This is a genomic window from Saccharopolyspora sp. NPDC047091, assembly GCF_040643635.1.
In the GTDB taxonomy this organism is placed as follows: domain Bacteria; phylum Actinomycetota; class Actinomycetes; order Mycobacteriales; family Pseudonocardiaceae; genus Saccharopolyspora_C.
Genome location: NZ_JBEYUS010000055.1, coordinates 1 through 13614 on the forward strand (window position 1 = coordinate 1; position 13614 = coordinate 13614).

At 66.9% G+C, this 13614-nt stretch carries 12 protein-coding genes; 6 read left to right on the forward strand and 6 right to left on the reverse strand.

The annotated features are described in order from the left end of the window. Window positions 1-896 precede the first annotated feature (896 nt). Entirely contained in the window at window positions 897-1028 is a 132-nt protein-coding gene (locus ABZ805_RS21355) for a hypothetical protein (protein WP_358442971.1), read from the forward strand. A gap of 343 nt (window positions 1029-1371) precedes the next feature. Here ABZ805_RS21355 and ABZ805_RS21360 read toward each other — a convergent pair whose 3' ends face one another. Beyond that, window positions 1372-1665: a helix-turn-helix transcriptional regulator gene (locus ABZ805_RS21360; RefSeq protein ID WP_358442974.1), complete on the reverse strand. Its 294-nt coding sequence runs from the start codon at window positions 1663-1665 to the stop codon at window positions 1372-1374. 29 nt (window positions 1666-1694) lie between these two features. Here ABZ805_RS21360 and ABZ805_RS21365 point away from each other — a divergent pair, with 29 nt between their 5' ends. The 3 genes from ABZ805_RS21365 (at window position 1695) to ABZ805_RS21375 (ending at window position 6353) form a co-directional block, all read left to right on the forward strand. Beyond that, entirely contained in the window at window positions 1695-2825 is a 1131-nt protein-coding gene (locus tag ABZ805_RS21365; RefSeq protein ID WP_358442976.1) for a hypothetical protein, read from the forward strand. 129 nt (window positions 2826-2954) lie between these two features. Beyond that, window positions 2955-4079, forward strand: a complete 1125-nt coding sequence (locus tag ABZ805_RS21370; RefSeq protein WP_358442978.1) for a hypothetical protein — start codon at window positions 2955-2957, stop codon at window positions 4077-4079. Window positions 4080-4124: 45 nt separating this feature from the next. Beyond that, entirely contained in the window at window positions 4125-6353 is a 2229-nt protein-coding gene (locus tag ABZ805_RS21375) for a DUF87 domain-containing protein (protein WP_358442981.1), read from the forward strand. 680 nt (window positions 6354-7033) lie between these two features. Here ABZ805_RS21375 and ABZ805_RS21380 read toward each other — a convergent pair. Continuing rightward, a complete protein-coding gene (locus tag ABZ805_RS21380) occupies window positions 7034-7462 on the reverse strand; it encodes a zinc ribbon domain-containing protein (protein WP_358442984.1) in 429 nt (142 codons plus the stop codon). Between the two features lie 449 nt (window positions 7463-7911). Between ABZ805_RS21380 and ABZ805_RS21385 the strand changes: the two genes are divergently transcribed. After that, complete coding sequence (locus tag ABZ805_RS21385; RefSeq protein WP_358442987.1) at window positions 7912-8076, forward strand: hypothetical protein; 165 nt, start codon at window positions 7912-7914, stop codon at window positions 8074-8076. A gap of 132 nt (window positions 8077-8208) precedes the next feature. Next, on the forward strand, window positions 8209-9504 hold the full coding sequence (locus tag ABZ805_RS21390; protein ID WP_358442989.1) for a LuxR C-terminal-related transcriptional regulator: 1296 nt from the start codon (window positions 8209-8211) through the stop codon (window positions 9502-9504). 547 nt (window positions 9505-10051) lie between these two features. On the opposite strand, the gene ABZ805_RS21395 is transcribed toward ABZ805_RS21390, so the two are convergent. The 4 genes from ABZ805_RS21395 to ABZ805_RS21410 form a co-directional block, all read right to left on the reverse strand. After that, the gene (locus tag ABZ805_RS21395; protein WP_358443071.1) at window positions 10052-10987 is read right to left on the reverse strand and encodes an NADP-dependent oxidoreductase; all 936 of its coding nucleotides are present in this window, start codon (window positions 10985-10987) and stop codon (window positions 10052-10054) included. Between the two features lie 8 nt (window positions 10988-10995). Further along, on the reverse strand, window positions 10996-11394 hold the full coding sequence (locus ABZ805_RS21400) for a nuclear transport factor 2 family protein (protein ID WP_358442993.1): 399 nt from the start codon (window positions 11392-11394) through the stop codon (window positions 10996-10998). Window positions 11395-11458: 64 nt separating this feature from the next. Beyond that, entirely contained in the window at window positions 11459-12490 is a 1032-nt protein-coding gene (locus ABZ805_RS21405) for a methyltransferase (RefSeq protein ID WP_358442995.1), read from the reverse strand. A gap of 1 nt (window position 12491) precedes the next feature. Next, window positions 12492-13601 (reverse strand): acyl-CoA dehydrogenase family protein, encoded by a 1110-nt coding sequence (locus ABZ805_RS21410; protein WP_358442998.1) that lies wholly within the window; start codon window positions 13599-13601, stop codon window positions 12492-12494. Window positions 13602-13614 lie beyond the last annotated feature (13 nt).

Consider the following 13614-nt stretch of genomic DNA (forward strand, 5'->3'; position numbering starts at 1 on the left):
GCCGGCCAAACCCCCGATCCCGGCTCCGCCCGCGGCCCCACTTCGAGGAGCGCCCACATGCCCGACACCATCCAGTGGTTCCAGTACAAGCCCGGCCACGTCGGCGAAACCCAACGCGTCACCCACGCAGCCCGGGACACTCGGGACACCTCCGAAACACGCATCCGTTCCTGGTGCCGCCGCGAATTCGACACCGCCACGGTCGAAGAGGCGGCAGAGCCCGGCGCAGCGCCAGCCCTCGGGCAAGTCGCGCCATGCGCACCGTGCGTCCCGTGTCTTCTGCTTACCACTGCTGCAACCGAGCAAACACCGGCCCCGCCATCGGCCCGCGCCGCACTCGCAGACGAGCATCCATAACCAGCCGGTGTGCTGCCGATACGCCTGGATGACCAGCGTCCGCGAATCCCGCTGGCACCTGGCCCCGATGTCATCCAGCGGGCCAACCCCCGCCGCCGCATGCGGGCACCACCTGCACGCCCCTGTTCACCGGCGGCTGGCCGAAACACCACCCCTCGGAACTGGACGGCTGACGCGCACGCTCTGCGACGCCTGCCAGCACACGGCCTGTTCGTAGAGCAGTGCGATCACGCCCGCGTGGCACCCGAGACATGGCCGGGACACCGTCCCTGTCCCGCCAACGGTGTCTCGCCACAAGCCGCTCACGGTATCCACGGGACAGCAAGGACAGGCAGCACACGCTATCCCAAACCTCAAAGCAGCAGTTCAGCGACATGAGGAAGCTGTCCCAGGCTTTGAAGCCAGAGCCGTTCGCAGGACACCACTGGGACGGGCGAAGGACACCCCACAGACCGCAGAAACCGAGACCGTCGGTCTTCTCAGCAACACGCACCGGCACCGGTACCGACGCCAAACGCGTCCGATGGAAAGCGAGCAGAGTGGACGAGATCGACGAAGAGCAGCCAGCGATCGTTGGCCCCCCGATCCTGGTCAGAATCCAGACAGACTCTGTTGCAGCCGGTGTCGGCAACGAACCGACCGAGACACGCGACGACTCTGCGGAGAACTGACTCGGCGCAGTCGCGTAAGCGTGCTCGACATCGCAGATGTTCTCCACCGCGCCAAGCGGAGTGACTGATCGAATCGGGTTGCCTCGCAGGTCCGCCACCCACGTTAATGATCTCGTGGGTATGGTCCCGACCTGGAGCCACATCTGGAGGGATGCCCGCTTGGTTTATGGAGACCGAGACTTCATGCGAGTGCATGAAGACGCTGCGCCGTCGGTGATCGGAGCCGAGCACATGGCGACGATGACGCGCCCGAGGCGGCCTCCGTCCCCTTCCCGCAAGTAACCAAGCGGGACGCTGAAGTGACTCTGGAGCTACGACAGAGCGCTTCGGGAGATCGCGCGGGTCAACGGGCAGTGTCGGCGCTACTCCGATCAAGCGCTGCGGAGCGATCACTGCGGACGAACGCATAGAGCTCGTCGAGAGAGAGACCCAGCTCAGTAGCCAAAGCGGCAACGGTGAAGAATTCCGGCGTTGCGGTGCGGCCTTTCTCGATGTTCCGCACGGTCTCCACGGAGACACCCGCACTGCGCGCGATGACCTCGGCCGAGCGGCCAGAGGCGCGGCGTGCCTGCGTCAGTCGGGAGGTCAGAATCTGCCCGCGGCGTTGTGCTGCGGGGTCTAGCCTCCTGCGTGACATGGTGTAACTATACCTGTATTATTATACTCATGACGGTGACCGCGGCGGCCCCTTCCGCCAGTTGGCCTGAAGATGCGCTGCGGCTGAATGCCGTCTGCCCTTACTACACGATGTTTCCGCTGGACTTTCCTCTCCAGCAACTTGCGGCTCGCCCCGACACCAGCCGGATGCTGGACCCGTTCTGCGGGCGAGGTACGTCGCTGTATGCCGCACGTCTGGCTGGGCTGCCGTCAGTAGGCATCGACATCAACCCAGTGGCAGCCGCCATCGCTCAGGCCAAGCTGATCCAGGTCACGCCCGGCGCCGTGGTTCGGCTGGCCCGGCAGATCCTCGACGGAGGTATGCGGAGCGAAGTGCCCGAGGGAGAGTTCTGGCAGTGGTGCTTCGAGCGGGAGACGCTGCGCGAGCTGGTGACGTTACGCGCGGCTCTGCTGGCGATGACCACGCCGACGGCGGCCATGCTTCGGGCGGTCATGCTGGGGATTCTGCACGGGCCGCGCAACAAAAACCTCCCGTCGTACCTGTCGAACCAGATGCCGCGGACTTACGCCTCCAAGCCGGCCTACGCGGTGAAGTTTTGGACGAATCGCGGCATGGAGCCTGTACGCGTCCCGGCTCTGGAGGTCATCGAGCGGCGGGCCAAGCGCCTACTGGACGCGGCACCGCTTGCCCACGGCGGGAAGGTCTACCTGGGCGACTCGGTCGAGACCCTGGGCGACCTGCGCCAGAAATTTGATCTGGTGGTCACCTCGCCCCCGTACTACGGCATGCGCACCTACGTGGCCGACCAGTGGCTGCGCTCGTGGTTCCTCGGCGGGCCACCGGAGGTCCCCTACGGCACGTATGGGCAGATCGCCCGCCAGCCAAATCAGGAGGCGTTCACATTAGCCCTGAGCGAAGTGTGGGCCGCTGTCGCCGACTGCTGCCACCAGGGCGCCCGACTGGCGATCCGCTTCGGCGCCCTGCCCTCGGCTCGCACCGATCCGGAGCAGATGCTGCTGGCCTCCGTAAAGGAGTCGAGGGTCGGGTGGACTGTCAAAGAGGTCACGCAGGCTGGCACACCGACCAAGCGGAACAGACAGGCCGAGCAGTTCGGTAAGGCCGGCTCCGCCATCGACGAGATCGACCTCGTCGCGGAGCTGACCGGACGGCCTGGCTGATGAGCTGATGATGTAACCCGGCTACTTCCCACAGCTGTGTTATGGGCTGTCATGGCCCCGTGTCATCCTGTGGTGGCCATACGAGTATCCACTCGTTTGTGACAGTACGAGCGTGGCATAGGGAGAGGCATGTTCGACGCGGACCAGCTCAAGCAGCTCAAGCAGCTGATCGGGGACCAGGTCGAAGCCGGTCGCGCTGAGCTGGACAAGCTGGTCGAGCAGGCTCATGCCATCCGCTCCGAGGTCAAGGTGATCAAACCGCGGGCAGCGACCTCGGTTGCACTGATGTCCTCTGACGGTGGCAACAACAAGGTCGCCTTCAATCCCTTCTACCTCCAGGTCGTCCGCGTCGTAGACTCCAACGGCAAGGAGCTCTGCATGGAGGTGGTCTCCCCGATCGCCGACATTGACGCCCTGAGTCGCCGCCAGTTCAACGAAGACGGAAGTCCGTACACCGCCCTGGGCAGGATGATGGACGGCCTGGGTGTCCACAGGCTCCAAAATCTGTCGCCGATGATGTCCGGCAATTCGCCCAGCTGGGTGCAGGTCTTCCGGGATCTGTGCGAGTGGGCGACGCTCTATGATCTGATCTGCCACCGCGACTACGCGACCGACACGCTGATCGTTCGCGACGGCCTGCTGCGCAGCAAGGTCTTTCACGGCGAGCTGTTCGTAAAGATGGGCGAGCTGATGTATGAGGCCATCGAGCGGGTCCGGCTCCGCGACCGGTGCAAGGTGTGGCTGGTAGGGCTCGCGAAGAAGACCCAGGTCCTCGAGTACTACCGACTGGCAATCTCGCTGTCCGGCGTGTTTGACAACGGCTCCGCCTGCTTCGCCAGGGTCCCCGCTCAGATGCTGGATGAGGTGTACCTCTGGGACGAGTACACGCGGGACATTCAGGACGACGCTACGGGCGAGAAGCCAAAGTTCAATTTCGGATCGATGTACTTCGTCCGCTTCGGCCCGCACTCTGGTGACCCCATCTGGACCGTGGACGTGATGTCCCGCCAGGACAGGGAAGCCCAGGCAGTCTTCGGCTACCTGCAGGCAGATGCGGTAGCTGGCTTCCCCATCCCGCTCTATCCGAACTGCATCCAGCAGGCCGACAGCTTCTCCCGCATCGCCGACCTGGACATGGACATTGTCGAAGACCAGCTCGTCGACGCCGTACGCGACCAAGTCGGTGAAGACAAAGCCCCTGTCATCGACGCCCTGCGGCTCGCCTCCGATGTAGCCGCCCGCCGCTACGAGTAACGCCCTTTTTCTGTCCGCCCCGCATCCTGTGGAGCAAGAACCGTCATGAGCCTGTTCGAGCGAGACAAAGTCATCGGCACCTTCCGCGGCTTTTCTGAAAGCGGCATGGAATTCCACGCCGACCTCGTGCTGCCGCACCACGACGACTTCCAGACCATGGCCATGCACGGCCAGTTCGTCCTCGTCCAGCTTGAACACGAACGTGAGGCCATCCTCGGGCGAATCACCACCATTTCCTCCCAGGGGCGCCTGGTGTCCCCAATTGGCGAGGACTACGCAACCCGCGCGGTACGTGACCAGCGACCTATCCCTGACGAGCTACGCGAGCGCTACCTGAAGTACAAGGTCGACATCCGCATCCTCGGTGTTCTGCGCATGGAGGGCGACAAGCACATCTTCGTCCCCAGCCACCGGCGTCTCCCGCATGTAGGCGCCCAGGTCGCGCTCCTAGGTGACGACCTACTCGCCGAGGTCGTCAACGCCAAAGACACCGACGACGGCGCGGTCCCCATCGGCTTCCTCGCCTTCGGTGAATTCGTCTACGCCGGCAACGACGAACGCGTAGGCGACACCTCTTGGATGCAGGTCCAGCACCCCGCGATCATGCCGACCTTCCAGATCGACAAGCTCGTAGCCCGTCGCAGCTTCGTCTTCGCCCGCGCTGGCTTTGGCAAGTCGAACCTGGTCAAGCTGCTCTTCTCCGCCCTGTACGAAGAACAGCCCACCGTCCCGCGCCGCTCTGGCGAAGCTCCCGTCGGCACGGTCATTTTTGATCCGGACGGCGAGTACTTCTGGCCCGACTTCAAGGGCCGCCCCGCCCTGTGCGACGTACCGCACCTGCGCGACAAGCTTGTGGTCTTTACCAACCGCAAGGGTCCCAGCGACTTCTACCAATCCTTCGTCGTCAACGGCGTCAAACTAAATATCAAAGAACTGCAGGCTTCTCGCGTGCTGGGTATCGCACTGCCGCCGGAGAAGCAGGACCAGCAAAACGTCGTCAAGCTCAAGTCTCTCGAAGGCCCCAAGTGGAACCGCCTCGTCGACCTGATCCACCGCGAGAAGTACGGTGCGGATCGAGACCAGGTCCGCGAGATCCTGAACCTCGACTCCGGCCAAGAGGCCGAGACCAACGCAGCGATCGGCAACATGACCCGCGTTGTCAACGCACTGCATGACCCTGACAGCCAACTTTTGAGCGCCCTGAAGGACTGCCTGTCTCAGGGCAAGTTGTGTGTCGTCGACATCTCCCAAATGCGCGGTTCCCAGGGGCTCCAGCTCGCCGGTGTGATCCTCGGTGACATCTTCGAGCACAACCAGACCCAGTTCACCGAGGCCGACCCGAAGTCCATCCCCACCATCGCCGTCATCGAAGAGGCCCAATCCGTCCTCGGCGGCTCTAATCAGAACGATGACGGCCCCTTTGTCTCCTGGGTGAAGGAAGGTCGTAAGTACGATCTCGGCGCCCTTATGATCACACAGCAGCCGGGCAGCCTGCCGCAGGAACTCCTCAGCCAGGGCGACAATTTCTTCGTATTTCACCTCCTGTCCCAGGGCGACCTTATCTCCCTAAAGAAGGCCAACGCCCACTTCTCCGAGGACCTGCTGGCCACCCTTCTCAACGAACCGCTCGTCGGCAACGGCGTCTACTGGTCCAGCGCACCCAACACCGACCGCCACGCGCGCCCTTACCCAATCTCCGTGCGGGTCCTCAGTTTCGAGGACTCGCACAAGATGGCCGACCCCGACTACTCACTCGAGGTCCCCGACAGCTTCGCTGCCAAGGCCCGGACCGCCATCGAAGAGCGCCGTTCCGAAGCACGGGCCGCCTCTGCCAGCCTCGCCGCCAGCCACCCCCAGGGCAACGCAAGTGAGGCGACCGGGGAAGACCTCGCGGCCGACGACAGCGCGATCGCGATCGTCCATCTGCGGGACAACAAGCCCGAGTTCCACAAGATGATCAACACCACCCGTGGCATCAAGTGGGGCCGTGTCGCCTACATGCTGGCCGAGAAGGCACCCGCGCACGCCCAGCGTGACGGATTGAACTTTGCCTGGGGCAACGGCCTGGTCAAACAGGCACTGGACCAGTTGTATCCGGACCAGTGGGTCTCGGTACCCCGAGAAGACGACAAGCAGCCAGGCAAGTTTCCCAAGTTCATCATGCTCAAGGAGCATGCTCCGGATGCCGAACCGAAAACAGGCCAAGAGGCAGCCGAGGAGCCAAGCGATGCGCTGCCCGACACGGTGCAGACGGAAGAACAGCCTCCCTTCTAACCTCGTGTACCGAGGGAAGGCGTGACGATCAGCAACAGCAGTACACCGCTGCACCGGGTCGATAGCGACCCCCTTCAGACCTTCGCAGCCGGTGTACGATGCGCATCCTGCTGGCCTTTCACACCTCCGGCGACGCGGGACAGTTCGTTCAATCCGGTTAGGTTTTGAAGCGCGCTGCGGTAGTGAGCGATCAGTGCCCGTCCATACCGCTGCGCGATGCCCAAGCAATCTCAGATCGCGTGGTGAGCGCGCGATCCAGCCCCGAGGACAAGATGGGGGCGCCGGAGCCGCGTCAATCCTACTTTGAAGGAGTTCCACTGCCGCGACCAACAGGACGGATCGCACTGTTGGGACACGCGCGAACAGTAGAGCCCGATTTGGATGCGCCACGGGTCGTTTGGGACAGGCCGGGAAACCTGATGACACCTGTCCCAGCTCGCTCCCAAGCTCATATTTGGGCAGATCATGACACAAGAGCACATGTCCCGCCCTTTCATCCCACCTGGGTTCCCAGAGACCGGTAGGACACCTAACCCCACGTCGGATCAGTCATTCTCCGGCAGCGGGAGCCGTGTGGTTAGTGCGCAACTTGCCCCTCGGACACGTCATTACCCCATGAACCTGTGTGGTTCATGGGGTAATTTGCTGTTGAGGTGCGTCGTCGGTGTCTGGGACAGCTCTCAGGTTTCGGCGCTGCACGTGATCGTCTGACCTGCTTCACGCAGACGGGCCGCCCCCACTGAGCTCGACTCGTTGCCGAGTTGAGCGGTCAACCAGTCCGACAAGCGGTCTTCCGGACGTAAAAGGCTCTTCGGCTGGTCCGCTGCTCGCTGCCGGGTGCTGGTGTGTCCATGCCGGTCCCGGAAACCAGGCCGGTGGTTGATCCAATGCGAGTCCATCCGCCGCCCGCACACACCACAACGCACCAGCCCCGACAACGCATCCGCCCGGACCGCATCGTCGCCGGTCTTACGCACAGCCCGGACCGATTGCACCGCGACGCAGCCCTCCTCCGTGACCACGCTGGATGACTCGCCCTCGTCGAGATCGTCCGCTCCCCCGCAGGGTTCGGGCGTCGAGGCGGCTTGGGATCTCGTGATCGGTGCCATGCCTGTTCCACACCTCCCAGCCCGTATCGCGGGGATCGGACAAGATGCACGCCGCCGTCCGCAACGTCCACCACCGCCGACCACGATGCGCATTGCGTTCCGCATCCACCTCAGCCGGACACGGAATCCCGTCTTCATTGAGCCGCGCATAGTGCGGATCGCGCCCAGCCGTGCGGCGGCGATCGCCGAGCGGGTGCGCGAGCTGCGCGCGGGTCGCTGGTCCCGGCCGAGTCAGTGCCCCGCTGCGCCAGCATGCGAGTGCTCGGTCAGGAGGCTGCCGGGACCGGCCTCGCACGCACGGGAAGTCGTGGCCGGCGGATTCACGACGAAGGCCGCTCGCGTCCGGGCGCTCGCCGTCGCGTGGTTCCGCGCCGTGTTCGCGAGCCGGCTACTCGGCGCACCCGGCCGACCTCCGGGGACACGGGTTCGCGCTGCTCAACACCACCACGATGTCCATCCCAGGCATCGACCCGCTGGTCGTCGGCGTGTTCGCGGATCTCTTCCCGGTCGTCCGCACGAACGCGCTGATCGGGATGGGCAGTGTGCGCACCACGCTCCTCGCGCACGACGCGGTCCGCCCACGCGCGTCCGACTGGAGCCACGGTTGTTCTTGATGTGGGCAGGCACCCGCAGTCGTGCAGTCGTCCACTTGGACAGAAGGCGTCGTTCAGCACTACCCGTTGAAGTAGCGAACGCTACCCGAACGGGGACTCGGCAGTCCGCTCCGATTCCATAAACTCGGAGACATGGCACACGAGGACTGGGGGCGGGTGCTGCACGCGCTGGAACTCGCCAAGAGCTTGGCCGGTGCACCACTCGAGGAGATCCTGCCGACGCTGTCGCACGGGATAGCCGAGCTCGTCGAGCACCAGGCGCTGATCATGCTCACCGGTGACTGCCCGAAATCCGCCACCTGGAACTGCGGGGACCGGGAGCTCGCGGAGGCGGCGACCAGCGCGGAACTCGCCGCACTGGCGACCCGGGTGGACGTGGCGCGGCCGTGGTGCGGCACCGCAGTGGTCGCCGGCGAGGAGCGCCCCGTTCTCGCGGTCGCCTCCGCACCCGAAGGTTCGGCGGGGGCGCTGCTGACCGTGCTCACCACTGGCGGCCGACCCGATGCGGCGGTGCGCGAGCTCGTCCAGCGGCTGTGGGACCTGGCCACCGCGCGGATCATCGAACTGCTGCCCGCGGCCGTACCGGTGGACGTCACCGGACCGTGGCTCGCCAACAGCGAGCGCGCCCGTGTGCTCACGAACCTCACCGAGGCGCACGCCGCCACGCTCACGACCGTGCTCGGCGCGCTGCGCTCCCGCACCCTCGACGATGCCGGTGCCCGACGCTCCGCGACGGACATCGCCGTGTCCGCGCTGGTGGAGCTGCGCGCGAACAACGCCGACGAGCAGGCTCCTCCGGAGGAGTCCACCGCGGAGGCGTTCGACCGGATGACCGAGATGCTGGGACTGCTGTCCCGGTACGGCAACATCGCGCTGGAGTTCCGGCCGCCGGAACGCGGTGATCGGCTGCTGCCGCCGGAGATCGCGCGCGCAGCTCGCACCACCGCGCGCGGCACCGTGCTCACCATGCTGGAGCAGGGCGATGTGGGACGGATCCGAGTCAGCTGGGAGGTGGACGACACCGAGCTGCGCACCAGCATCCGGGACGACGGCCCCGGCACGCTGGCCGCGGAGACCCTCGCCGTGCACCGGCTGACCGATCGCGTGGCCGCGCTGCACGGGACGCTGCACGTGGATTCGGTGCCCCAGTGGGGCACGATCGTCACGACCCGGCTGCCTCTCGCCGCCCCGGACGCCCCGCGCAACGACGCGCTGGGCGAGCTCAAACCGCGCGAACTCGAAGTGCTGCGGCAGCTCGCGCTGGGCAGGCGCAACCGTGCGATCGCCGAACAGCTGCACGTCAGCGAGCACACCGTGAAGTTCCACGTCGCGAAGATCTTCCGCAAGCTCGGCGTCAGCACCCGCGGAGAAGCCGCCGCTCTCGCCCGCGCCTCCGGAGTCCCGATCCCCACCGCCGTGGCGACCTAGGAACCTGTCATCGCGGCCAGAGCGATGGCTCGCTCAGCGGAACCTCACGGCCTGCCTCGCTGCTTCTGCGTAGTAGTCGGGCAGCGGAACCTCAGCGGCTTCCTCGCTGCGGGATCGATCTCTCGGGTGGCCCGGCCGCACGTGACATCGCTGCCCTCGCGAGGAAGCCGTTGAGAACCCGCTGCGGTGCCGGTGTCTCGGGCGGTCGTCGGCTCAGCGGCTGCGCCGCTGACAGGAAACCGACCCGCCGGACAGGTTCGGAAACGGGCGATCTGGCGGTTTCCTCGACGCGGCGTGCCGGTGAACCTCGCACGCCCACAGCGAAACCGACGTCGTTCCCGAGGAACCCGCGGCGGACCTGCCGGTGCGCGGGTCGCCCGAGCTGCTCGACGGCTCCGCCGCTGGCAGGACACCCGGTCGAAGATCATTCTGCACGAGCTCGTCAGCTCCGCTGCTGCGGTTCCCGGTCCGCGCGCGGGAGCGGTCCAGCACTCCACGCGCGGTCCGGGAACCGGACGGCTCGCGCATGCTCGAGACGCCGAAGCGCTCAGTCCATCACCAGCACGATCTTGCCCGCGCCGGAACCGGCGTCGATCAGCCCGTGCGCCCGTGCGACATCGTGCAGCGGCACCGTCTCCGCCACGTGCACTCGCAACCGGCCGGCGTCGACCTCGTCCGCCAGCGCGGCGAGGCCGGCGTGGTCGGGTTCCGCGGTGAGCACGGAGCAGCGCAGTCCCAACTCCGCGGCACGCGCGAACAACCGCTCGTCCCCCATCCCGACGAGTGTGATCAGCAGGCCGCCGGGGCGGAGGACGTCGAGCGAGCGCAGCGCGGTGGCACCGCCGACGGTGTCGAGCACGACGTCCACCGGCGCCACCACCGAACCGAAGTCCACGGCCCGGTAGTCGATCACCTCGTCGGCACCGATTCCGCGGACGAACTCGTGCTTGCCGAGGCTCGCGGTCGTGACCACCTCGGCCCCGCGGGATTTCGCGAGCTGGACGGCCACATGGCCCACCCCGCCACCGCCTCCGTGCACCAGCACCCGGTCCCCCGCACCGACCCCGGCGGTGTCCACCAGCGCCTGCCAGGCCGTCAGGCCCGCGAGCGGCAGCGCAGCCGCCCGCACGTGGTCGAGTCCGGCGGGTTTGCGGGCGAGGTGCCGGGAGGGCACCGAGACGAACTCCGCGTAGCCGTTGGCCGGGTGCGGGATGCACGGCATCCCGAACACCTCGTCGCCCACCGAGAACCTGGTCACCCCGGGCGCCACTTGCACGACCTCGCCGGACACGTCCCAGCCGAGCGTGAACGGCGGTTCGCCCAGCCAGCGCAGGAAACCCGAACGCAGGAGCGCGTCGACCGGGTTCACCCCGGCCGCCCGCACCCGCACCACCACCTCGTTGACCACGGGGTGCGGCCGGTCGCCGCGCACGACCTCCAGCACCTCCGGACCGCCGAGGGACCGCTGGGTCACCATCCACATGGTGGCGCTCACGACACCTCCGCGATCAGCTCGGCGGCGGTGCCGTCGGAGGGCAGGCCCTGCGCCACGTCCCAGTGCTCGGCGAGCCGGCCGTTCTCGACCCGCCAGATGTCCACCACCAGCGCGCTCGGGGTGTCCGGGAACGCCCGCACGACGCCGCAGGTCCACACGAAGTCGCCTTCGGCGATCGAACGCAGCACGGTCAGCGTGAAGTCCGGCAGCGGAACGCCGACCTGTTCGCGGAAGGTCTCGATCGTGCGTTCCCGGCCCGTGCCGACACCGGTGTGGTGGTTCGCGAAGTCCTCGGTCAGCATCGGCCGAGCGCGGTCGAAGTCCTTCTCGTTGTAGAAGATGCGGATGTATTCGAGGACCAGCCGCCGGTTCGCGGACGCGACGGTGTCAGTCACCTGATCAGATGAACTCATCGATTCTCCTCGCCTTTCGGATCATTGGAAGCCCGTGCGGTGGCCGTCATTCCTTGATCCCGACGACGATCGAATCCGGCCCGATCAGGTGCTGCGACCAAGATCGACTGAAACCGGCCGCACGCAGCCATTCCTGGCATTCCGCCGTGGTGTACCCGAATCCCCCATCGGTTACCGCCATCATGTTCAGGCTCATCATCAACGCGAACACGTTCTCCGACCGGCCGTCGTCGATCATCGAATCGTACAGGATCACCGCACCACCGGGCCGGAGCGCGCGCCAGGACTTCTCCAGCAGCAATCGCTTCCCCGCGAGGTCCCAATTGTGCAGCACGTGCCCCATCGTGATCACGTCCGCGGACGGGAATTCGTCCTGGAAGAAGTCACCGCCGACGAATCTCAGCCGTTCGGAGAGACCGGCCTCCGCCACGTAGTCGTCGAACACCGGCCGCACCGCGGGCAGGTCGAAACCGATCCCGTCCAGGTGCGGGTTCGCCAGCAGGATCTGCACCGCCATGTCGCCCTGCGCCGTGCCCAGGTCTGCCACCGTGCGATAGCCGCTCCAGTCGAAGCGAGCGGCGAGCTGGCGGTTCGCGGCGTGGCTGACGCCGGTCATCGACGCCAGGAACTGCGCGAGGCGTTCCGGGTCCGCGTACAACGCCCCGAAGGTGTCCGCGCCGGGCTGCTCGGTCTTCGACTCGTCCTGCGCGCGACCGGTGCGCAGCGCCTCCGCGAGACCACCCCAGATGCCGTACAACCTGGAGTTCGCCATCTCCAGCAGGCCGCCCATCTCCCGGTACGCGGGTTTGGCCCGGTCCAGGTAAGCGTCCGCATCCGGCGCGTTGCGGTAGCGGCCGTCCGAACGTTCCAGGAACCCCATCGCGACGAGCGCGTCGAAGAAGTCCCGCGCGCCCCGCTGGTCGACGCCCAACCGCGTCCGCAACTCCTCGCCGTCGGCCGGTCCGCGCGCGAGCTCGGTGAAGACCCCGAGCTCGACGGCGGCCAGCAGAGTTCTCGACTCCTGGAAACCCATGCCCACCCGCATGATGCGGTGCGGCGACGGTGCGGAAACGTTCATCTCACTCCCTCGTTCCTGCGGAATCCAGATCCGCTCGGTCACGTGCCAGCGAACGCACGTAGTTCTGCGCCGCCGGTTCGAACTGAAGCGCCCGGTGCGTGGCCACCGAGTTGACGTCGCGCCAGAGGCGCTGCAACGGAGCGCCGGCGAGCTGGCCGCCGGTGCCCGCCGCCAGGAACATCCGATTCACCGCGCCCGTCAGCACTTCGATCGCGAACGCGCTGTCCCGGGAATTGCGCGCGACCTCGGCCGCGGTGAGCGAGCCGGTGTCGGCGACCGCTGCGGCACGCCGCAACAACAGCTCGACGGAGTCGATCTCGGCGGCCGAGCGGGCGAGCGCGGCATCGCGACCCGTCTGCGATCCGGCAGCGCCGCGGCCCGAGTGCCGTCCGGTGAGTGCGCGCAGCGCCCCGCGCGCGGCTCCGAGGGCGGGCGCGACGAACGTCAACCCGTTCACCGCGCCCAGCGGCACCGGGCCGCTGAACAGCTCGGCGAGGTCGCGCATCCGCGACGCGGGAACCGCCACGTCCGCCAGCACCGCCGTGTGGCTGCCGGTGGCGCACATCCCGGCGCTCTGCCAGGTCCGCTCGACCCAGAGGTGCGCGGCCGGGACCGCCACCAGCTTCAGCTCCGGTTCACCGCCCGGGCCCTCCAGCGCGGCGCACAGCACCGCCCAGTCCGCGAACTCGACGGCGCTGAGGTACGGCCACCGCCCGGAGACCCGCACTCCGTCCCCGTCCGCGGCGGCCTTCCCGCACGGGATGGTGGAAGCCACCACCACGGCGTCGGGGCCCGTCGCCCACACCTCGTGCCGCACCTCCTGGGGGAAGGGTTCGAGGAACCGCGTCGTGGCGGCGAACAGCGAAGCGCACCAGGCCGAGGCGGCGCACTCCGCGCCGATCAGCGCGACCGCGTCGAGCAGTTCGCCGAACCCGCCGCCACGGCCGCCGAACTCGGTCGGAACGCAATGCCGCATGAAGCCGGCCTCGGCCATCCCCGTGATCACATCCGCGTCGATCCCGCAGGCGATCTCCATCCCCGCGGCACGTTCGGCGACCAGTTCCGCGACCGCCCGCGAACGTTCCGGCAGTGTTCGGGCGACTTCTCGCATGACACCTCTCCTC